Annotated in this window: 17 protein-coding genes and 1 tRNA gene; 11 read left to right on the top strand and 7 right to left on the bottom strand. The window is 69.0% G+C overall.

The genetic code is table 11. The annotated features are described in order from the left end of the window. Both ACKVMH_RS02635 and ACKVMH_RS02630 read right to left on the bottom strand, forming a co-directional pair. A partial coding sequence (locus ACKVMH_RS02635; RefSeq protein WP_412699125.1) for an enoyl-CoA hydratase-related protein occupies positions 1-293 on the bottom strand: 293 nt, incomplete at its 3' end. Beyond that, positions 290-874: a hypothetical protein gene (locus ACKVMH_RS02630; protein ID WP_412699124.1), complete on the bottom strand. Its 585-nt coding sequence runs from the start codon at positions 872-874 to the stop codon at positions 290-292. The genes ACKVMH_RS02630 and ACKVMH_RS02635, both read right to left, overlap by 4 nt. Positions 875-2,018: 1,144 nt before the next feature. Between ACKVMH_RS02630 and ACKVMH_RS02625 the strand changes: the two genes are divergently transcribed. Further along, positions 2,019-2,465, top strand: a complete 447-nt coding sequence (locus ACKVMH_RS02625; protein WP_412699123.1) for a copper chaperone PCu(A)C — start codon at positions 2,019-2,021, stop codon at positions 2,463-2,465. A 15-nt stretch (positions 2,466-2,480) separates the two neighbouring features. Here the strand turns inward: ACKVMH_RS02625 and ACKVMH_RS02620 are convergent, their stop codons facing one another. The 4 genes from ACKVMH_RS02620 to ACKVMH_RS02605 form a co-directional block, all read right to left on the bottom strand. Beyond that, on the bottom strand, positions 2,481-3,083 hold the full coding sequence (locus ACKVMH_RS02620; RefSeq protein ID WP_459167098.1) for an acyl-CoA thioesterase: 603 nt from the start codon (positions 3,081-3,083) through the stop codon (positions 2,481-2,483). Then, positions 3,080-6,007 (bottom strand): excinuclease ABC subunit UvrA, encoded by a 2,928-nt coding sequence (gene uvrA / locus ACKVMH_RS02615; RefSeq protein WP_459167097.1) that lies wholly within the window; start codon positions 6,005-6,007, stop codon positions 3,080-3,082. The genes ACKVMH_RS02620 and uvrA overlap by 4 nt, the downstream gene beginning before the upstream one ends. Before the next feature lie 171 nt (positions 6,008-6,178). Further along, the gene (locus ACKVMH_RS02610) at positions 6,179-6,967 is read right to left on the bottom strand and encodes an OmpA family protein (RefSeq protein ID WP_412699122.1); all 789 of its coding nucleotides are present in this window, start codon (positions 6,965-6,967) and stop codon (positions 6,179-6,181) included. Between the two features lie 218 nt (positions 6,968-7,185). Further along, positions 7,186-9,282 carry a S8 family peptidase gene (locus ACKVMH_RS02605; protein WP_412699121.1) on the bottom strand — a complete coding sequence of 699 codons (2,097 nt, stop codon included), beginning with the start codon at positions 9,280-9,282 and terminating at the stop codon, positions 7,186-7,188. A 531-nt stretch (positions 9,283-9,813) separates the two neighbouring features. Here ACKVMH_RS02605 and rplU point away from each other — a divergent pair. The 3 genes from rplU (at position 9,814) to cgtA (ending at position 11,566) form a co-directional block, all read left to right on the top strand. Next, a complete protein-coding gene (gene rplU, locus ACKVMH_RS02600) occupies positions 9,814-10,134 on the top strand; it encodes a 50S ribosomal protein L21 (RefSeq protein ID WP_215218275.1) in 321 nt (106 codons plus the stop codon). A 12-nt stretch (positions 10,135-10,146) separates the two neighbouring features. Next, the gene (gene rpmA / locus ACKVMH_RS02595; RefSeq protein WP_215218274.1) at positions 10,147-10,404 is read left to right on the top strand and encodes a 50S ribosomal protein L27; all 258 of its coding nucleotides are present in this window, start codon (positions 10,147-10,149) and stop codon (positions 10,402-10,404) included. A 97-nt stretch (positions 10,405-10,501) separates the two neighbouring features. Next, positions 10,502-11,566, top strand: coding sequence for an Obg family GTPase CgtA (gene cgtA, locus ACKVMH_RS02590; protein WP_215218273.1), 1,065 nt, complete (start codon positions 10,502-10,504; stop codon positions 11,564-11,566). A 137-nt stretch (positions 11,567-11,703) separates the two neighbouring features. On the opposite strand, the gene rpsT is transcribed toward cgtA, so the two are convergent. Then, positions 11,704-11,976, bottom strand: coding sequence for a 30S ribosomal protein S20 (rpsT, locus tag ACKVMH_RS02585; protein WP_215218272.1), 273 nt, complete (start codon positions 11,974-11,976; stop codon positions 11,704-11,706). Positions 11,977-12,119: 143 nt separating this feature from the next. Between rpsT and murJ the strand changes: the two genes are divergently transcribed. From murJ to tviB, 7 genes are all read left to right on the top strand, one after another. Next, a complete protein-coding gene (gene murJ / locus ACKVMH_RS02580; RefSeq protein WP_412699120.1) occupies positions 12,120-13,697 on the top strand; it encodes a murein biosynthesis integral membrane protein MurJ in 1,578 nt (525 codons plus the stop codon). 62 nt (positions 13,698-13,759) lie between these two features. Next, positions 13,760-14,740: a bifunctional riboflavin kinase/FAD synthetase gene (locus tag ACKVMH_RS02575; RefSeq protein ID WP_412699119.1), complete on the top strand. Its 981-nt coding sequence runs from the start codon at positions 13,760-13,762 to the stop codon at positions 14,738-14,740. 62 nt (positions 14,741-14,802) lie between these two features. After that, positions 14,803-17,631 (top strand): isoleucine--tRNA ligase, encoded by a 2,829-nt coding sequence (gene ileS / locus ACKVMH_RS02570; RefSeq protein ID WP_412699127.1) that lies wholly within the window; start codon positions 14,803-14,805, stop codon positions 17,629-17,631. Then, on the top strand, positions 17,631-18,143 hold the full coding sequence (gene lspA / locus ACKVMH_RS02565) for a signal peptidase II (RefSeq protein WP_412699118.1): 513 nt from the start codon (positions 17,631-17,633) through the stop codon (positions 18,141-18,143). The genes ileS and lspA overlap by 1 nt, the downstream gene beginning before the upstream one ends. A gap of 9 nt (positions 18,144-18,152) precedes the next feature. Then, complete coding sequence (gene ispH / locus ACKVMH_RS02560) at positions 18,153-19,106, top strand: 4-hydroxy-3-methylbut-2-enyl diphosphate reductase (protein ID WP_412699117.1); 954 nt, start codon at positions 18,153-18,155, stop codon at positions 19,104-19,106. Positions 19,107-19,142: 36 nt separating this feature from the next. Beyond that, positions 19,143-19,218: transfer RNA gene (locus tag ACKVMH_RS02555), tRNA-Thr, on the top strand. Positions 19,219-19,331: 113 nt separating this feature from the next. Next, the gene (gene tviB, locus ACKVMH_RS02550; protein WP_412699116.1) at positions 19,332-20,606 is read left to right on the top strand and encodes a Vi polysaccharide biosynthesis UDP-N-acetylglucosamine C-6 dehydrogenase TviB; all 1,275 of its coding nucleotides are present in this window, start codon (positions 19,332-19,334) and stop codon (positions 20,604-20,606) included.

Raw genomic sequence — 20,606 nt, 5'->3', positions numbered from 1 at the left:
GCCACCGGCACCGGGCAGGTCGCGATCGCGCGCGCGGCGGCGAAGAACGCCTGCCACGCGGCGGTCAGCGCGGCGCGGTCTTCGCCCAGTCCGACCAGGTACGGCACGTCCAGGCCCGCCGAGAACACCTTGGGCCCGCCGGACAGCACGATGCCGCGGGCCTCACCAATGACCGCCGCGTCGATCGCGGCGCGCAGGTCGCGGCACAGCGCCGGGTCGAGCGCATTGACCGGCGCGCGTGCCAACCTCAGCTCGACGATCGCGCCGTGGGTGACGACCTCGACGCGACTCAAGGGGTCACCCCGTCCGGCCAGCGGTAGCGCACCGTATAGGTCAGGCGGGTCTCGCCACCGGCCGGGACCGCCACGGTGAACTCGGCATGGCGCGCGTCGCGGCGCTCGGCCGGCACGCTGCTGGACACCACTTCCCAGTCGCTCCAGCGCGGCAGCGGTTCGATCACGCTGATGGTGGCGTCGGTGTCCTTGGCGTTGGCCAGGGTAAGCGCGAACGACTCGGTGATCGTGCGGCCACCACGGTCGACGTTGAAGCCGGTGTTCTCGCGCCGGGCCGTGAGGTCGAACGCGGTGCCGACCTCGAACCGCAGCTCCGCGCCCGCGGGCGTGTGGCCCAGCGTGGACTCGCCCAGGAAATCGCTCCCCTGGAAGATGCGTGCCCGCCCGGCAGGCAGAGGCTGGCCCAGGTTGGCTTCCTTCGTGTTCTGGATCGACACCGCCGACTTGACCGGCAGGTCGCCGGTTTCACCGCGGAAGCCCGGGTCGATGAGCGGACGCGGCGGTTCCCAGTCCGGTCCGCCGGCATCGACCACGTAGGCGCGCTTGCACGCGACCGCGTCGACGCGGGCGAACAGCGGCACGCGCTCGGTCGAGCCGGCCCGCACCGCAGTGGTGCCCGGCACGTCGTAGGCGTGGTACTCGCCCGACGCGCGCCGGACCGNCATCGACCACGTAGGCGCGCTTGCACGCGACCGCGTCGACGCGGGCGAACAGCGGCACGCGCTCGGTCGAGCCGGCCCGCACCGCAGTGGTGCCCGGCACGTCGTAGGCGTGGTACTCGCCCGACGCGCGCCGGACCGCTATCTGCGGCGCCGGTGCGGCCGCCACGGCGTCCTCGGCATAGCCGCGGGCCATGTAGCGGCGCTCGGGCTGGACCCGGTTGGGCTCGCCTGCCACCAGCGTCAGGCTGGCGTCGGAGAAGGTCACGCCGGCACGGTTGGCCACCATCGCGGCGCCGTCGAGCGACAGCTGGCAGTTGTCGCCTGCGGCGATCGTGGCGAGGTACTCGGCCCGCCAGGCCAGGCCGCCCATCGGGTAGCTCAGCACGAAGTCGGCGTCGCCGCCGCCGCTGGCCCGAACGGTCCACTGCAGTTCGGCGCGCTGCGGCAGCAACCGGGTGCCGTCGACCACGCTGAAGCTGTTGTACTCGCGGATGACCTTGATGCGTCCGTCGCCCAGCGCAAGGGTCAGGCCATCGCCCGCGGCGACCAGCACGCCGGTGTCGGTCTGCTTGGCGCCGCCGGCGGTGTGCTCGACCGTGATGCGCTGGCCGAGCACCTGCGAGGTGACGTCGGCGCTGCCGGACAGCGGTGCGATGTAGCGTTGTGATTCGATACCGACGGCGGCCGACTGCGCGCGCAGCACGGCCGCTTCGGCGTCGATCGCCGGCGGCACGCCGGTGGCGGACACCGTGTTGAGGCCTTCCTTCAGCGAGTAGTGCAGTGGCCGCTCGACCAGCGCGTAGCCGGGCATCCCGGGTTGCGCCCGGTCGACGCCGGCCAGTGCCTCGTAGTCGCCGCTGTAGATCGTCAGCCGGGTGGTGCCGGCGGACTCGTCTTCGCTGCCGCGCGGCGGTTCGACCGGCGTTGCCGCGGGAACCTCCGGGCTGCCGGCGGGGGCGGGCGCGTCGGATGAGCAGGCGGCCAGCGCGCAGGCGACGGCAAGCAACGACAGCGAACGATGCATCGTGGACTCCGGTTTTCGGCCTGCCGGTATCATAGGCCGATGAACAGGATCGGTGCTCCGCTGGCATTCGCCAGCCTGCTGTTGGCCTCCGTTGCCTTGCCGGCCTGCGCACGCGAGTGCGCGCCGGTGGTGAGTGAGGGTTGGGTGCGCATGCCGCCGGTGGCGATGCCGATGCTGGCCGGGTTCGGCCGCTTCACCAACACCTGCGATACCCCGGTGACCATTGTCGGGGCGCGCAGCGATGCGTTCGGCGAGGTGACGGTGCATGAGACGCGCATCATCGAGGGTGTCAGCCGGATGCGCCCGGTACCCACGCTGCGGGTTAATGCGAAAGACGAGGCGGTGCTGCAGCCGGGTGGATTGCACCTGATGCTGATGCAGCCGAAGGCCACGTTGGCCCCGGGTGACCGGATACGGGTCGAGTTCGAGCTGGAAGGCGGCGGCGTGCTTGCCGGCGACTTCGAGGTGCGCGGCCCGGGCGGCTGAGGCCCGGGCCGTCCATCACCCGCCGCAGGCCTCGCGTACGGCGTCAGGCAGGGCGGCGGCCGAACCGCTGTCGCGGTCGATCCACACCATCACCACGTGGCCGTCGCAGAACAGCACGCCGCGATCGTTCGCGTCGACGATCCGGTGGCCGATCGTCAGGCTGGTGTTGCCCAGCCGTTCCACCGAGAGCTCGATCTCCACCTGCGCCGGCCACGCGATCGGGCGGCGGTAGTTGAGTTGCGCGGCCGCCACCACCGGTGCGACGTGGTCGTCCATGCCCATGCCCGGCACGGTCAGCATCCACTGCAGCCGGGCTTCCTCCAGGTAGCTGAGGTACTTGGAGTTGTTGACGTGGTTGAACGCGTCAAGGTCGCGCCAGCGGACCGGTATCGGGACCGTGATGAGGCCGGCCGGCGTGGCGGCGGGGGGCGCCTTCGGGGACACAGGCTGGGAGCTGGTCGCGGTCGCATCGGCCTCGACCGTTCCGGCTGCCTCGACCAACGGCGACGTCGCCTCGGCTTTCGGGGTGACCGGCTTCTTGCGGGCCGTCGTCTTGCGGCGCGTGGTCTTCCTGGCGGCCTTCTTCGCGGCGGGCTTGTCGGGGGTGTCGTCGCTCATCGGGCGGACTTCTTCCTGGTGGTCTTGCGAGCGGGCTTTGCCGGTGCCGTGTCGGCAACGGCCGGTTCGGCCGGGCGGTTGCGCTCCAGCAGCGGCGCGAGGAAACGGCCGGTGTAGGAGTGCTCAAGCGACGCCACGTGCTCGGGCGTGCCGGTGGCGAGGATGGTACCCCCACGATGGCCACCCTCGGGTCCCAGGTCGACGATCCAGTCGGCGGTCTTGATCACGTCCAGGTTGTGCTCGATCACCACCACGGTGTTGCCGTCGTCGCGCAGGCGGTGCAGGACGCTGAGCAGGTGCTCGATGTCGTGGAAGTGCAGGCCGGTGGTCGGCTCGTCGAGGATATACAGGGTGCGGCCGGTGTCACGCCGCGACAGCTCCTTCGACAGCTTGACGCGCTGGGCCTCGCCGCCCGACAGCGTGGTCGCCGACTGGCCCAGCTTGATGTAGCTCAGGCCGACGTCGACCAGGGTCTCCAGCTTGCGCGAGATCGACGGAATGTTCTCGAACAGCTCCAGCGCATCCTCGACGGTCATCTCGAGCACGTCGTTGATGTTGTAGCCCTTGTAGAGGATCTCCAGCGTCTCGCGGTTGTAGCGTTTGCCGCCGCAGACATCGCACGGCACGTATACGTCCGGCAGGAAGTGCATCTCGACCTTGATCAGGCCGTCGCCCTGGCAGGCCTCGCAGCGGCCACCACGCACGTTGAAACTGAATCGCCCGGCCGCGTAGCCACGCGCACGCGATTCCGGCACCTGCGCGAACAGCTCGCGCAGCGGGGTGAACAGGCCGGTGTAGGTGGCCGGGTTGGAACGCGGCGTGCGGCCGATCGGCGACTGGTCGATGTCGACGACCTTGTCGAACAGGTCGACGTTCTCCACCGACCGGAACGGTGCAATCGGGCGCGAGGCGCCGTTGAGCTCGTTGGCGGTGATCGGGTAGAGCGTGTCGTTGATCAGGGTCGACTTGCCCGAACCGGACACGCCCGTGATGCAGGTGAACAGGCCGGCGGGGATGTCGAGGTCGACCGACTTCAGGTTGTGGCCGCTGGCGCCGCGCAGGTGCAGGGTCATGTCTGGCTTGGGCGGGTGGCGCCTGGCCGGGACCTCGATGCGGCGCGCTCCGCTGAGGTACTGGCCGGTGAGAGAGCGCGGCGCGGCGAGCACGTCCTGGTAGTTGCCCTGCGCGATGACCTCGCCGCCATGCACGCCCGCGCCGGGACCGATGTCGACGATGTGGTCGGCCAGCCGGATCGCGTCCTCGTCGTGCTCGACCACGATGACCGTGTTGCCCAGGTCACGCAGCCGGGTAAGGGTGCCGAGCAGGCGCTCGTTGTCGCGCTGGTGCAGCCCGATCGACGGCTCGTCGAGCACGTACATCACGCCCACCAGTCCGGCGCCGATCTGGCTCGCAAGCCGGATGCGCTGGGCCTCGCCGCCCGACAGCGAGTCGGCCTTGCGCTCCAGCGTCAGGTAATCCAGGCCGACGTCGACCAGGAACCGCAGGCGGTCGCCGATCTCCTTGACGATCTTGACCGCCACCTCGCCACGCCAGCCCGGCAGTTCCAGGCCCTTGAAGAAGGTCAGTGCCTCGTCGATCGGCAGCACGACGATGTCGGTCATCGGCCGGTCGGCGACGAACACGTTGCGGGCCGCGCGGTTGAGTCGGGCGCCGCCGCACTCGGTGCAGGGGCGCTCGCTGATGTACTTGGACAGCTCCTCGCGCACCGCCGAGGACTCGGTCTCGCGGTAACGGCGCTCCAGGTTCGGCACGATGCCCTCGAACCGGTGCTTGCGCTGGTGGCGCGTGCCACCGTCGCTGAGGTAGGAGAACGCGATCACCTGGTCGCCGCTGCCGAACAGCACGGCCTGGCGCACGTCGTCGGGCAACTGCTGCCACGGCGTGTCGACGTCGAAGCGGTAGTGCTTGGCCAGCGACTGGATCAGCTGGAAGTAATAGGCGTTGCGCCGGTCCCAGCCCCGCACCGCGCCGGCCGACAGGCCCAGCTCGGGATGGACCACCACGCGCGCGGGGTCGAAGAACTGCGCCACGCCCAAGCCGTCGCAGGTGGGGCAGGCACCGGCCGGTGCGTTGAACGAGAACAGCCGCGGCTCCAGCTCCGGCAGGGCGTATTCGCAGACCGGGCAGCTGTACTTGGACGAGAACAGCAGCGGGGCCTGGGAGGCGTCGTCGAGCGACACCACCTGGGCCATGCCGTCGCCGAGCTTGAGCGCGGTCTCGAACGACTCGGCGAGTCGCTGCTTCATGTCCTCGCGCGGGCGGAATCGGTCGATCACCGCCTCGATGGTGTGCTTCTGGCGCAGTGCCAGCGGCGGCACGGCGTCGATCTCGTGCAGCTCGCCATCGACCCGCACGCGCACGAAGCCCTGTGCGCGCAGCTGCTCGAACACCTGCGCGTGCTCGCCCTTGCGGTCGCGGATCACCGGCGCCAGCAGCATCCAGCGCTGCTCGGAGGTCTCCGGGCCGGCGCCCAGCGCGATGACCTGGTCGACCATCTGGCTGACGGTCTGTGCCTCAAGCGGATAGCCGTGGTCCGGACAGCGCGGCGTGCCGACGCGCGCATACAGCAGGCGCAGGTAGTCGTAGATCTCGGTGATCGTGCCGACGGTGGAGCGCGGGTTGTGCGAGGTGGACTTCTGCTCGATCGAGATCGCCGGGCTCAGGCCTTCGATGTGGTCGACATCGGGCTTCTCCATCACCGACAGGAACTGGCGCGCGTACGCCGACAGCGACTCGACGTAGCGGCGCTGGCCTTCGGCGTAGATGGTGTCGAACGCCAGCGAGGACTTGCCGGAGCCGGACAGGCCCGTGATCACGATCAGCTTGTCGCGCGGCAGGTCGAGATCGATGTTCTTGAGGTTGTGCGTCCGCGCACCGCGGATGCGGATGAATTCCATCGCCATCGAGGAGCCTGCAGGGGGAGGGTGGCCGTCGTCTGGCGACGGACAACAGATGAGCCTATCGGCAGGGATAAATGGGGGCAAATCCGGAAAACGGAACCCGGCGCCCAGCCCAGGAATCACGAAAAGCGGCCCGCACGAGGCGGGCCGCGGGGTACGGGGAGGAGGGCAATTTTACGGCGCCAGGCTGAACCGGGTCGGACCGGTTCCGGTGCCGCCGGCGGTGTCGATGAGCGCCGGGCTGATGCCGTTGAGGATCAGTTGCACCTTGAGTGCTTCGGCCCGCTGGCGGGCGAGGTTCTCGTCGCCGTCACCGCCGCCGGTGAGCAGCAGCCGGGTATCGCCGGCCGAGGCCTTGATCGCATCGGCGATCCGGCCAATGGTGTCGAGACTGCCGGGGGCAATGCGCGCACTGCCGGCCTCGAAGGCGATCGTCACGGTATTGAGCGCGTCCACCAGCGCTGGGCCGTCCGCGCCCGCGGGCAGCTGCGCCAATGCGGCAGGGGTGTTGCCGCCGTCAGCCGTGCCTTGCAACAGCCCGGTGTAGACGTGGTCGGGGAACAGGTCTTCCGCCAGCGCGAGCAGGCGCGCGCGTTCCTCGCGCGGGACCTGGCCGGACAGCTCGATGGTGTCGCCATCGAAGGTCACCGCCGCGCCTGGCATCGTGAAGGCTTCGGCGAAGGCGGGCAGCCCGTCCAGCCAGTCCGGCGGACGGACGGTGGGATCGACATCGACCTGGCCGGTGGCGGCATCGCCGAAGGCGGCCACCAGCGCATCGACGACCCGTTGCTGCGAGGCCTCGCTGTCGACGGCGCCGTCGTAGCGGACGCGGCCGCCATTGTTGGCCAGTGACAGGCGGGCATCCGAACGGGCGTCGGGGATGGCCTGGTCGGTGGTGGATCCGGGCGTGGCCGGCCCGGTGGCGGTGGATGGCGTTTCGCCGCTGCAGCCGGCGATGGTCATGAGCAATCCCGTAACCGCCGCCATGCCCCAGGCTGCAGCCCGCCGGGTGGCTCGGCGTGGCAGCGTACAGGGCGGATCGGAAACCGAACGCCGAAGTGGATCCGTGGAAGTGTCTGGCATGCGCACCTCTGCAAGAGGCGGCGGGCGATACCCGCCGCAAGGATTCGTAAAGGGGCCCCGCGGACGGGGCCCCCGCATCGGGAATCAACGACCCTGGCTCAGCGCTCGCGTCCCGGACGCGTGGCCGCGGAGCTGTCGTAATCCACCGAGACCGGGTCGGCGCATTCGTCCGTCCCGTTGTTGCACAACGTGTAGGTCATCGTCCCGGTGCCGATCACCCGGAAGGTGTCGGTGGCCGACCCGCGGTTGCGCACGGTCTTGAGGATCGAGCCGTTGCGGTAGATGTCGATGAACCGCTTGCCCGACTCCCACGTCAGGTCGACGCGGTTGCGGCGGCCCTGCGGCGTGAGTTCCGCGGCGACCGCGTACGGCCACTGATTGTCGACGAAGCTCGGGAACAGCGACACGTCGGCTGCGGCGCTGAAGCCCTTGATCGTGACGTACCAGGTGCCGCCCTGCGGGGTTGGGAAGAAGCAGGTCTCGTCGTTGCCGAAGCGGAACGGGCGACAGTCGAACTGGCTGTCGGTCGGGTCCTGTCCGTAGCGGACGTACATGTCCGCATCCCCGGTGCCGCCGAACATCGCGAACAGCAGGTTCTGCGAACCGTTGGGGACGGTCAGCTCATAGCGGATGCTTTCGTCGGCGCCCACCTCGATGCCGGTCACGGTGACGCCGTTCTCCAGCTCGATGGCCGGCGGCGGCGGCGGCGGCGGCGGCGGTGCGTCGGGCAGCGGTTCCAGCCCGGCGGCCACTGCAACGGCATGGCGTGCGTCGATCACGCCCGAACCGCAGGGCTTGGCGTAGCTGCAGCCCTCCGGGAACCCGCCCGAGGCATAAGCGGTGTTGACCAGGATCTCCTCGATCTCGGCCGGGGTCTTGACCCCACCCGCGTCCACCGCGGCCGCCTGCATCAGCGCGACCACGCCGGCCACGTGCGGCGCGGACATGGACGTGCCCGCGTACCACGCATAGCCCTCGCCCTCCTGTCCCTGCAGGCCGAGGTTGAGGGTGGAGAGGATGTTGTCCTCCGCCGGCGCCACGCCCGAGCCACCCGGCGCGGCCACGTCGATCCTGTCGCCGAAGTTGGAGAAGCCGGCCAGGCTGCCGGTGGGGCCGACGGCCGACACCGCGATCACGTTGTCGCAGTTGGCCGGGGAGAAGTCGTCGACGTTGGACGAGGAGTTGCCCGCGGCGATCACCACCGTTGTGCCGCGACCCACCGCCGCATCGAACGCGGCCTGCTCGGCCACCGAGCAAGCGCCGCTTCCGCCCAGGCTGAGGTTGATCACCTCGGCCGGCGTCGCGTTGGCCGGCACGCCCGGCACGTCGCCACCCGATGCCCAGGTGACCGCGTCGATGATGTCGGACGTGTAGCCGCCGCACTTGCCGAGCACGCGCCCGGCCTGGACCTTCGCGCCGTGGGCCACGCCGGCCACGCCACCGCCGTTGTCGGTCACCGCCGCGACGGTGCCGGCCACGTGAGTGCCGTGCCAGCTGCTGTCCTCGGGAATGCCGAAGATGTTGCATTCGCCGCCATGCCAGTCGCCCGGATCGTTCGGGTCCGCGTCGCGGCCATCGCCATCGACGCTGACCTCGGTGTCGATGATGAAGTCGTAGCCCGGCAGGACGTTGGCGTCGAGGTCGCTATGCGGGGTGATGCCGGTGTCCAGGATGGCCACCACGATCCCCTCGCCGGTGCTCAGGTCCCACGCCGGCTCGGCGTTGATGCCGCCCGGGCCGTCCTGGTAATGCCACTGGCTCGCGTATCCGGGGTCGTTGGGCACCAGCAACGGCTGGTACAGCCGGTCGACCTCGACCGCGAGCACGTTGGGATCGTTCTGCAACGCGACCATCAGCCGCTTGGTGGCGGCGCGGTCGAGCTTGCGGTCGGTGCGGATCAGCGAGGCGCCGGTCGCCAGCGTGCGCAGCGGCTCGATGCCCACGCCGGTCTCGCGCGCCGCGTTGGCCAGGATGTTGTTGGCGGAGGCGGCCGACAGCGATCGCGCACCCTTGCGGTAGCTGATGATGAAGCGGTCGTTCGGCGCCTGGCTGGCGGCGTTCTGCGCCGCCGGCGATACACCGCCGCGAAGGACGAAGGAATCGAGCTTGCCGCCCGAATAGGCGACCGGGGCGATGACTATGGCGGTGGCGATCGCCAGCGCACTCCATTTCATGGAACCTGTTTTGCGGGTCATGGACTTATCCTTTCTTGCACACGGACTTCCTGAAATCCCGGCGTTCCCCCCGAGGCCGGGCATGGGTCGGCCGCCGGACGCTGTCCGGACGGTGCGACACGGGGACGCCGCGCGCGGCAAGGCGGGCGCGCGGCGAATGGATGCTTGTGCGGGAGTGGGGCGTCGCCCGGAGCCACGGCGTCGGTGGCGGAATCGTCGGGACCTGGATGCCTGCTCGTTCCATGAGTCTCCTGCCGGACCGGTTCCGTGGCCGACAGTGGCGCAACGGGGGACCGGCCACGCGTGGTGGCGAGCAACCCCCCTGTTGCCCTTGAACAGAACCTAAACGTACCCGCCGATGGGTGCAACCGTTACGGCGCCGTTCATCTGATTGGCGGGGCAGCAGGGGCCAAGCCAGGGAGGGTGGACCTGCTGCCTCCGGCGCGGGCCCGGTGCGGTGCGTTGCCCCATGTCACTGAAAGGTCTACAATTCCGCTTCTGTCTGCCCTCGACGGCAGTCAGCGACCAAAATAACTACAGAGGAATCTGGTCATGTACGCAGTTGTTGTCACCGGCGGTAAGCAATACCGCGTGATGCAGGGCGAGACCCTGCGCGTCGAACTGCTCGAAGCCGAAGCCGGCAGCGAGATCAAGCTCGACAATATCCTGATGCTGGGCGACGGCGAGGGCGTGAAGCTCGGCGATGCGCTCAAGGGCGCCAGCGTCACCGCCAAGGTGGTCGGCCACGGCCGTGCGGACAAGATCCGCATCGTCAAGTTCCGCCGCCGCAAGCACCACCGCAAGCAGATGGGTCACCGTCAGCACTACACCGAAATCGAGATCACCGGCATCGCCGGTGGCGACAAGAAGTAAGGAGAAGCAGTCATGGCACACAAAAAGGGCGTAGGTTCCTCGCGCAACGGCCGCGACTCCAACCCGAAGTACCTCGGCGTCAAGATGTACGGCGGCCAGGCCATCGAGGCCGGCAACATCATCGTCCGACAGCGCGGCACCCAGTTCCACCCGGGTTCGGGCGTCGGCCTGGGCCGCGACCACACGCTGTTCGCGCTGGTCGATGGCAAGGTCGAGTTCACGACCAAGGGTCCGAAGCGCCGCCGCACCGTCAACGTCGTCGCCGGGTAACCGCGACGCCTCACGGTCACGAGGGCCCCGCTTCGGCGGGGCTTTTCGTTTCCGCTCCCGCTGCATCCCCTGCACGCCCGATCGATACCATCACCCCATGAAACTCGTAGACGAAGCCGAAATCCAGGTCGGCGCAGGCAACGGCGGCAACGGCTGCGTCGGTTTCCGGCGCGAGAAGTTCATCCCGCTCGGCGGGCCCGACGGCGGCGATGGCGGTGATGGCGGCAGCGTGTGGCTGGTGGCCGACGAGAACCTCAACACCCTGGTCGACTTCCGCCACCAGCGCCAGTTCCGCGCTCAGCGCGGGCAGAACGGCATGGGCCGGCAGATGTACGGCAAGGCCGGCGAGGACCTGGTCATCACCGTCCCGGTCGGCACCGTGGTCACCAACGTTGGTACCGACGAGGTGATCGGCGACATGACCGCGCATGGCGACCGCCTGCTGGTGGCCAAGGGTGGCAAGGGCGGCCTCGGCAACATGCACTTCAAGAGCTCGACCAACCGCACTCCGCGCAAGGCCCTGCCGGGCCTGCCGGGCGAGGAGCGCGAGCTGCGGCTGGAGCTGAAGCTGCTGGCCGACGTCGGCCTGCTGGGCTTTCCCAATGCCGGCAAGAGCACCCTGATTCGCGCGGTCTCGGCGGCGACGCCGAAGGTCGCCGACTACCCGTTCACCACGCTCTATCCCAACCTGGGCGTGGTCAGCGTCGAGCAGTATCGCAGCTTCGTGATTGCCGACATCCCCGGCCTGATCGAAGGCGCTGCCGACGGCGCCGGCCTGGGCGCGCAGTTCCTGCGCCACCTTCAGCGCACCCGCCTGCTGCTGCACCTGGTCGACATCAATCCGATGGCCGGGGGCGTGGAAGGCGTGACGCCGGCCGAGCAGGTCCGCGCGATCGAGCGCGAACTGGAGAAGCATGATCCCGAGCTGCTGGCCAAACCGCGCTGGCTGGTGCTCAACAAGGCCGACCTGTTGCCCGAGGACGAGCGCCAGGCGTTTGCCCAGGCGATCGTCGACGAGTTGGGCTGGAAGGACCGCTGGTACCTGGTGTCGGCGATCGGCCGCGAGGGCACCTGGCCGATCATGCTCGACGTGATGGCGTTCTTCGACCGCCAGCGCGACGACGCCGCGATGGAGGCCCACGCCCGAGGCGACGCGGAGTAGGGTACGGTCCCAAATAGGTGCGGTACGAAGGGCGCCCGCCGGGCGCCCGGTCGTGCAGGACGTCCCGGGCACCGGTGAGCGCCCACGAAAAAGCCCGGCCGAAGCCGGGCTCTTTCATTGCACCATCGCGCCCTGGATCAGGCGGCGGCCTTGACGGCCTTGATGCGGGCGGTCAGGCGGCTCTTGTGGCGGGCGGCCTTGTTCTTGTGGATCAGGCCGCGCGAGCTGAAGCGGTCGAGGATCGGCTGGGCGACCTTGAAGGCGTTCTCGGCGCCGGCGGCGTCGTTCTCGCCCAGGGCCTTGAGCACCTTCTTCACGGCGGTGCGCAGCATCGAACGCTGGCTGGCGTTACGGGCATTGCGCACGACAGCCTGCTTGGCGCGCTTCTTGGCGGACTTGATGTTTGCCACGGCGTATTCCTGAAATATGTAGGTTGGAGCTGGAAAGATTTATGCTGGCGGACTTGGCTCGGTGCCCGCCCGGCGACGAATAGACAGGAAATTATGGGGGATTCAATGGCTTGCGTCAACAACCGGTCCCGCGGGAATTCAGCGTGACCCAAGCCCCCTCCAAGGCCCGCCAGGCGGGCATGCTGCGCTCGACCGTGGTGTTCAGCGCGATGACCTTCCTGTCGCGCATCGCCGGCTACCTGCGCGACTGGCTGCAGGCCTCGCTGTTCGGCGCCGGGCCGGCAGTCAGCGCTTTCGTCGTCGCCTATCGCATCCCCAACTACCTGCGGCGCATCTTCGCCGAGGGCTCGTTCTCCTCGGCGTTCGTGCCGCTGCTGTCGGAACTCAAGCAGAAGGGGGACGACAAGGCGCTGCAGGACTTCCTCGACCACGTGGCGGGCGCGCTGCTGGCGATCGTGGTGGTCGTCAGCGGGCTGGGCATCCTGCTCGCGCCATGGGTGGCCCGGCTGTTCCTGGCCTTCGCGCCGGCCGGGACGGAGACGGTGCCGCTGGCCGCGGAGATGCTGCGGATCACCTTCCCGTACCTGACTTTCGTGTCGATGACCGCGCTGGCCGGCGCGGTGCTCAACAGCTTCCGGCAGTTCGGCCTGCCCGCGCTGACACCGGTGCTGCACAACCTCACGCTGATCGCCGCGATACTGCTGCTTGCCGGTGCGCTCGATGTGCCCGAGAAGGCGCTGGCCTGGGGCGTACTCGCCGCCGGCGTGCTGCAGATGCTGGTGCTGTGGCCGGCGATGGGGCGGCTCGGGCTGCGCCCGAAATTCCGCTTCAACCTGCGCCATCCGGGCGTGCGGCGGGTGATGACACTGATGCTGCCGACCATCTTCTCCTCGTCGGTCTCGCAGGTGAACCTGCTGGTCGGCACCGTGTTCGCCTCGCTGCTGGTGCCGGCAGCGCAGTCCTGGCTGTACTACTCGGACCGGCTGGTGGAGCTGCCGCTGGGGTTGTTTGGCGTCGCGATCGGCACCGTGATCCTGCCCCAGCTTTCGCGCCTGCATGCCGATGCGGACACCGGCGGTTATTCCCGCTCGCTCGACTGGGGGTTGCGGATGGTGCTGCTGATCGGGCTGCCGGCCGCGCTGGGCCTGTGCCTGCTGGCCGAGCCGCTGACCGCCTCGCTGTTTCGCTACGGCCAGTTCACCGACCAGGACACGCGGATGGTGGGTTACGCGCTGGTGGCGATGAGTGTGGGGATTCCGGCGTTCATGCTCAGCAAGGTGCTGCTGCCGGCGTTCTACGCCCGCCAGGACACGCGGACCCCAATGCGCGCCGCGGTGATCACGGTGGTCGCCAACGTCGTGCTGACCGTCGCGCTGGTGACGCCGCTGTACTTCAACGATGTGCCGTACGCGCACGCTGGTATCGCCGGAGCGACCGCGTTGGCCGGCATCCTCAACGCCGCGCTGCTGTGGCGGTACCTGCGGCGCGACGGCATCTACCGGGCAGAGCGCGGCTGGTTGCGCTGGCTGCTGCGGATCGCGGCGGGGCTGGTGGCGATGGCGGCAGTGGTGGTCGTGCTGCGCCAGTGGGTCGGTGACTGGACGGCCATGGCCGGGCTGATGCGCTGGGCGTGGCTGTTGGTGGTGGTGGCCGCCGGCGCGGCGGCCTACGGGTTCGTGCTGGTCGTGCTGGGGCTGCGGCCACGCGATCTCCGGCATTGAGCGAGTTCGCGCCGGGGCCCGGCCGACCCGGCCAAACCCGCGTGCCGGCTATACTTCCGGCGATGAGCAGGCTGTTCCGAGACGTCGACGGCGGGCCCCGGTGCCCGCACGGCAGTGTGGTCTGCATCGGCGCCTTCGACGGCCTCCACCTGGGGCATCGGGCACTGGTGCGCCACGCCGTGGCGCGCGCACGCGCGCTGGACGTCCCCGCGGTCGCGCTGACGTTCGAACCACTCCCCCGTGAATTCTTCGCCGGTGGTCACCCGCCGCCGCGGCTCCTGTCGGCGCGCGCGAAGGTCGAGGGGCTGCTGGCGCTGGGCGCCGACCAGGTCGGCCTGCTGCGGTTCGATGCGCGGATGGCGTCGATGACGGCTGCGGATTTCGTCCGCACCGTGCTGGTCGACCACCTCGCCGTGCGCGAGGTCTGGGTCGGTCCCGGTTTCCGGTTCGGCAAGGGGCGGGCAGGGGATCTGGCGCTGCTGCGCTCGATCGGCAGTGGCCTGGCCGATAGCGGCGAGGGCTTTACCGCCCACGAGATCGAACCGGTGGTGCTTGATGGTGAGCGTGTATCCAGCACCCGCATCCGTGCCGCCCTGCAGGCCGGCGACTTCGCCGGTGCCGCGCGCATGCTCGGGCGGCCGTTTGCGATCGGTGGCCGCGTCGCCCGTGGCGCGCAGCTGGGCCGCTCGCTGGGTTACCCGACCGCCAACCTGCGTTTCAACGGCAAGGCGCCCCCACTGTCGGGCATCCATGCCACCCGCGTGCATGGATTGGGCGACACCCCGTGCGACGCCGTCTCCAGCCTCGGCACCCGGCCGACGGTCGACGGGGTGGAGCCGCTGCTGGAGACCCACCTGTTCGATTTCGATTCCGACCTGTACGGTCGCCGGATCGAAGTGGAATTCGTCGCCCATCTGCGCGACGAGGAAAAGTTCGATGACCTGCCGGCCCTGGTCGAGCAGATGGACCGCGACGCCGCCCGTGCCCGCGACATCCTTTCGCAATCCCCCACTCCGCAAGACCCCACAAGAGCCCCCGCGTGAGCGAGAAGAACAGCGACAACCCCTACAAGTCGACCCTGCACCTGCCGGCGACCGACTTCCCCATGCGCGGCGACCTGCCCAAGCGCGAGCCGGTGACGCTGGCGCGCTGGGAGGAGGAAGGCCTGTACGCGCAGATCCGCGGCAAGGTGAAGGATCGCGAGCGCAGCTTCGTCCTGCACGATGGCCCGCCGTATGCCAACGGCGCGATCCACATCGGCCACGCGGTCAACAAGGTGCTCAAGGACATCGTGGTCAAGTCGCGGCTGCTGGCCGGCTATGACGCGCCGTACGTGCCGGGCTGGGATTGCCACGGCCTGCCGATCGAGATCGCGATCGAGAAGAAGTACGGCAAGGTCGGCACCAAGCTCGACGCCGCCCAGTTCCGCCAGAAGTGCCGCGAGTACGCCGCCGAGCAGATCGACCTGCAGCGCCGCGATTTCAAGCGCCTTGGCGTGCTGGGCGACTGGGACAACCCGTACCGCTCGATGGACTTCCGTTTCGAGGCGGACATGCTGCGCGCGCTGGCCAGGATCGTTGGCCGCGGACACCTGGTGCGCGGCGCCAAGCCGGTGCACTGGTGCTTCGACTGCGGCTCGGCGCTGGCCGAAGCCGAGATCGAGTACGCCGACAAGGTGTCGCCGGCGGTGGACGTGGCCTACCCGGTGAAGTCCACGCGCGACTTTGCCAGCGCGTTCGAGACGGTTGCGGGAGAGGGCGTGGAGATCGCGGTGCCGATCTGGACAACCACCCCGTGGACGCTGCCCGCCAGCGTCGCGATCAGCGTCGGCGCCGGGCTCGATTACGTGCTGGTCGAAGGCCCGGCGACGGCCGCCGGCGGGCGCCGCTGGCTGGTGCTGGCCGAGGCGCTGGCCGCGAAGTCGCTGGCGCGCTACGGCATCGAGGACGTGGTCGTCCACGGCCGGGCGAAGGGTGTCGAACTCGAGAACCTCGTCGCCCGCCACCCGTTCTACCAGGACCGCGACATCCCGCTGCTGCTCGGCGAGCATGTGTCCGACGAGGACGGTACCGGCGCCGTGCACACCGCGCCGGGCCACGGCCAGGAGGACTTCGCGGTTGCCCGCAAGTACGGCCTCGTCGACCGCTACACCGCCGCCCAGCTCAACCCGGTGGATGCCCGCGGCGTGTATCTCGCCGGCACGCCGGCGCTCGATGGCGCCGAGGTGGCCGGCCTGCACATCTGGAAGGCCAATGACGTGATCGTCGAGGCGCTGCGCACCGACGGCACGCTGCTGGCGCTGGCCCAGCTCAACCACAGCTACCCGCATTGCTGGCGGCACAAGACCCCGGTGGCGTTCCGCGCCACGCCGCAGTGGTTCATCTCGATGGAGAAGGCCGACCTGCGCAACGATGCGCTCAAGGCCATCGGTGACGTGCAGTGGTTCCCCGACTGGGGCGAGGCGCGCATCGCCGGCATGGTCGAGGGGCGGCCGGACTGGTGCATCAGCCGTCAGCGCACCTGGGGCGTGCCGATCGCCCTGTTCGTCCACAAGGTGACCCATGAACCACACCCACGCTCGGTGGAGCTGATGGGCGAGGTCGCAAGCCTGGTCGAGGCCGGCGGCATCGACGCCTGGTACGCGCTGGACCCGGCCACGCTGCTGGGCGGCGAGGCGGCCGACTACGAAAAGGTCACCGACATCCTCGATGTGTGGTTCGACTCCGGCGTTACCCACGAGTGCGTGCTGGCGCAGCGCCCGGAAGATGGCCTGCGCAAGCCCGCCGACCTGTACCTGGAAGGCTCCGACCAGCACCGCGGCTGGTTCCAGTCGTCGCTGCTGACCGGTGTCGCGATGGATGGCGTGGCCCCTTACCGTCAGGTGCTGACCCACGGGTTCACCGTCGATGCCGACGGCCGCAAGATGTCCAAGTCGCTCGGCAACGTCATCGCCCCGCAGAAGGTGGTCGATGCGATGGGCGCCGACGTGCTGCGACTGTGGATCGCCTCGGCCGACTACCGCAACGAGATGACCGTCTCCGACGAGATCCTCAAGCGCAGCGCCGACAACTACCGTCGCATCCGCAACACCGCGCGCTTCCTGCTGGGCAACCTGCATGGCTTCGACCCGGCCGTGCACCTGCTGCCCCTCGACGGCACGGGCGACGAGGCGATGGTCGCGCTGGACCGCTGGATCGTGCACCGCGCCCACGGCTTGCAGGAGCGGATCACCGCCGCGTACGAGCGCTACGACTTCAGCGAGGTGGTGCAGATCCTCGCCAACTTCTGCAGCGTCGACCTGGGCTCGCTCTACCTGGATGTCACCAAGGACCGCCTGTACACGATGCAGGGCGACTCGCCCGGCCGGCGCTCCGCGCAGAGCGCGATGTACCGCATCGCCGAGGCGTTTGTGCGGTGGATCGCGCCGATCCTGAGCTTCACTGCCGAGGAGATGTGGGGCCACCTGCCGGCGGAAGACGGGCAGGGCACGCGGGAGGGCAACGTGTTGTTCACCACGTGGTATGACGGCCTGGCGCCGCTGCCGGATGCCGCCGACCTCACCGCGGAGGATTTCCGGCGCCTGCTCGCGCTGCGCGAACAGGTCAGCAAGGTGCTCGAGCCGATGCGTGCCGCCGGAACCATCGGCGCCGCACTCGAGGCGGAGATCGCGCTGCGCTGCGGCGTTTCCGACCAGAACTGGCTCGCGCCAATCGCGGACGAACTTCGGTTCCTCTTCATCAGTGGCGACGTCAGCGTGGTCGCCGACGAGGGCGCGCAGGAGGTCCGGGTGGAGGCCAGTCGCACGGCCAAGCCCAAGTGCGGAAGATGCTGGCAGCACCGGGCCGACGTCGGCGGCGTTGCCGCGCACCCGACGATCTGCGGGCGCTGCGTCGACAATGTCGACGGTGACGGTGAAACCAGGAGGTGGTTCTGATGAAGGCCACCGCCCCCAAGCCCAACGCACTGGCCTGGCTGGCCGTCTCGGCCGTCGTCATCCTGCTCGACCAGCTGACCAAGTACTGGGTGCTCACCAGCCTGCCCGAGTACACCCCGATCCCGGTCATCGAGGGCTTCTGGAACTGGTACCGCACCTACAACACCGGCGCGGCCTTCAGCTTCCTCAGCGACGCCGGCGGCTGGCAGAAGTACTTCTTCGTGGTGCTGGCGGCCGCCATCTGCGGTTTGCTGGGCTACTGGCTGTCGCGCACGCCGCGCGGCGACTGGAAGACCGCGCTGCCGTACGCGCTGGTGATCGGCGGCGCCATCGGCAACGTCGTCGACCGGCTCATCCACGGCCACGTAGTGGACTTCATCCAGTGGTACGCCGGCGACTACTTCTGGCCGGCGTTCAACGTGGCCGACGCCGCCATCGTCGGCGGCGCCATCGGCATCGCCGCGTTCGGCCTGTTCAGCGGCCAGCGCAAGCCCGATGCGGCTCGGGAGTAAAATCGCCGGATGGACCTGATCCTCGCCAATCCCCGCGGCTTCTGCGCCGGCGTCGACCGTGCGATCGAGATCGTCAACCGTGCGCTGGAAACCCTCGGCGCACCGATCTACGTGCGCCACGAGGTGGTCCACAACAAGTTCGTGGTCGACGACCTCAAGCAGCGCGGCGCGATCTTCGTCGAGGAGCTCGACGAGGTGCCCGACGGCAACACCGTCATCTTCAGCGCCCACGGCGTGTCCCGCGCGGTGCGCGCGGAAGCCGACCGCCGCGGCCTGAAGGTGTTCGACGCCACCTGTCCGCTGGTGACCAAGGTCCACCTGGAGGTCGCGCGCCAGTGCCGCGCCGGCCGCGACATGGTCCTGATCGGCCACGAGGGCCACCCGGAGGTGGAGGGCACGATGGGCCAGTGGCAGCGGGAAGCGGGCACCGGCCAGATCTACCTGGTCGAGGACCTGGACGACGTCGCCACGCTGCAGGTCGAGCAGCCGGACAACGTGTCATTCACCACCCAGACCACGCTGTCGGTTGACGATACCCGCGGCATCATCGATGCCCTCAAGGCGCGCTACCCCGGGATCCAGGGGCCGAAGAACGACGACATCTGTTACGCCACCCAGAACCGCCAGGACGCCGTGCGCGAGCTCAGCGCCCGCTGCGACCTCGTGCTCGTGGTCGGCTCGGTCAACAGCTCCAACTCCAACCGCCTGCGCGAACTGGCCGAGCGCCAGGGCGTGGAGGCCCACCTGATCGACGGCGCCGACGAGATCGATCCCGCCTGGGTGGCCGGACGCACCCGCATTGGTATCACCGCCGGCGCCTCGGCTCCCGAAGTGCTGGTCCAGGACGTGCTCGCCCGGCTGCGTGAACTCGGCGCCGGCTCGGTCTCCAACCTCGACGGAAAGCCCGAGAACATGGTGTTCGCGCTGCCCAAGGAACTGCGGATCCAGCTCGTTGCCGATTGACCCGCCCCCACGTGCCACCTAGAATCCCGCCTCTTGGCCGGAGTAGCTCAGTTGGTAGAGCACGTCATTCGTAATGATGGGGTCGTAGGTTCGATTCCTATCTCCGGCACCAAGCTTCAAGACCCGCTCCGGCGGGTCTTTTTTTTGGTGCGTCCGGCACATGGCACCTGAATCCCGCCGGCTGCGTTTACAGTGCTGGGATCAGCAGCCTGCACAGGGGACCGCATGCCGTCCATCGAGAACGCACGTATCGCCATCGTCGGCCTGGGGTACGTGGGGCTGCCGCTGGCCGTGGAGTTCGGCAAGCAGTTCGACACCGTGGGCTTCGATATCAACGAGGCCCGCATCCAGGAGCTGCGTGCGGGGCATGACGGCACGCTGGAGGTCACGCCCGCCGAGCTGGCCGAAGCCGGTCGACTGGGCTTCACCAGCGAGTTGCGGGACCTTTCGGACTGCAACGTCTACATCGTCACGGTGCCCACGCCGATCGATACCGCCAAGCGGCCGGACCTGACGCCGCTCGTCCGGGCGAGCGAGGCGCTGGGGCAGGTCCTGTCCGCCGGGGACGTGGTGATCTACGAATCGACGGTCTACCCGGGGTGCACCGAGGAGGTCTGCGTGCCAATCTTGGAACGCGCCTCGGGCCTGAAGTTCAACGAAGACTTCTTCGCGGGCTACAGCCCGGAGCGCATCAATCCGGGTGACAGGGAACACCGCGTCACCAGCATCCTCAAGGTGACGTCCGGGTCCACGCCGGAGGTGGCCGAGTTCGTCGACCGCTTGTACGGCAGCATCATCACCGCGGGCACCCACAGGGCCGGCAGCATCAAGGTCGCCGAGGCCGCCAAGGTGATCGAGAACACCCAACGCGACCTCAACATCGCGCTGGTGAACGATCTGGCGATGCTGTTCAACAAGCTGGGGATCGACACGCTCGAAGTGCTTGAGGCGGCCGGGACCAAGTGGAACTTCCTGCCGTTCCGGCCAGGCCTGGTCGGCGGCCATTGCATCGGTGTCGACCCGTATTACCTGACCCACAAGGCACAGGAGATCGGCCACCACCCGGACGTGATCCTGGCCGGGCGCCGCACCAACGACGGCATGGGGGCCTACGTGGCCGGCGAGGTGATCCGGCTGATGGTGCGCAAGGGCATCAATCCGGTGGACGCCCGGGTGCTGGTGCTCGGCCTGGCGTTCAAGGAGAACTGCCCGGACCTGCGTAACACCCGGGTCGTCGATATCGTCGCCGCGCTGGACGGATACAGCGTAAGGGTCGATGTGTGCGACCCGTGGGTCGACGAGGTCCAGGCACAACACGAGTACGGACTGGCGCTGGTCGCGCCTGGGCAGGGCATGTACGACGCCGTGATCGTCGCGGTGGGGCACGACAAGTTCCGCCAGCTTGGGGCCGAAGGCATCCGTGCCTATGGCAAGCCGGTTTCCATCCTGTACGACGTCAAGTACCTGCTGCCGCGTGACGCGGTGGACGGGCGGCTGTAG

This window comes from Lysobacter zhanggongensis, from assembly GCF_046638635.1.
GTDB lineage: Bacteria > Pseudomonadota > Gammaproteobacteria > Xanthomonadales > Xanthomonadaceae > Novilysobacter > Novilysobacter luteus.
The sequence above is the reverse complement of the archived record's forward strand: the minus strand, read 5'-3'. Positions and strand labels throughout refer to the sequence as shown.

What these genes read in the sequence shown, in the direction of transcription:
- tviB (WP_412699116.1), top strand. Translation starts at nt 19,332, where the DNA reads ATGCCGTCCATCGAGAACGCACGTATCGCCATCGTCGGCCTGGGGTAC.
- ACKVMH_RS02620 (WP_459167098.1), bottom strand. Translation starts at nt 3,083, where the DNA reads ATGAGCGACGACACCCCCGACAAGCCCGCCGCGAAGAAGGCCGCCAGG.
- cgtA (WP_215218273.1), top strand. Translation starts at nt 10,502, where the DNA reads ATGAAACTCGTAGACGAAGCCGAAATCCAGGTCGGCGCAGGCAACGGC.
- ispH (WP_412699117.1), top strand. Translation starts at nt 18,153, where the DNA reads ATGGACCTGATCCTCGCCAATCCCCGCGGCTTCTGCGCCGGCGTCGAC.
- ACKVMH_RS02605 (WP_412699121.1), bottom strand. Translation starts at nt 9,282, where the DNA reads ATGACCCGCAAAACAGGTTCCATGAAATGGAGTGCGCTGGCGATCGCC.
- ileS (WP_412699127.1), top strand. Translation starts at nt 14,803, where the DNA reads ATGCGCGGCGACCTGCCCAAGCGCGAGCCGGTGACGCTGGCGCGCTGG.
- ACKVMH_RS02625 (WP_412699123.1), top strand. Translation starts at nt 2,019, where the DNA reads ATGAACAGGATCGGTGCTCCGCTGGCATTCGCCAGCCTGCTGTTGGCC.
- rplU (WP_215218275.1), top strand. Translation starts at nt 9,814, where the DNA reads ATGTACGCAGTTGTTGTCACCGGCGGTAAGCAATACCGCGTGATGCAG.
- rpmA (WP_215218274.1), top strand. Translation starts at nt 10,147, where the DNA reads ATGGCACACAAAAAGGGCGTAGGTTCCTCGCGCAACGGCCGCGACTCC.
- ACKVMH_RS02610 (WP_412699122.1), bottom strand. Translation starts at nt 6,967, where the DNA reads ATGACCATCGCCGGCTGCAGCGGCGAAACGCCATCCACCGCCACCGGG.
- ACKVMH_RS02575 (WP_412699119.1), top strand. Translation starts at nt 13,760, where the DNA reads ATGAGCAGGCTGTTCCGAGACGTCGACGGCGGGCCCCGGTGCCCGCAC.
- lspA (WP_412699118.1), top strand. Translation starts at nt 17,631, where the DNA reads ATGAAGGCCACCGCCCCCAAGCCCAACGCACTGGCCTGGCTGGCCGTC.
- uvrA (WP_459167097.1), bottom strand. Translation starts at nt 6,007, where the DNA reads ATGGCGATGGAATTCATCCGCATCCGCGGTGCGCGGACGCACAACCTC.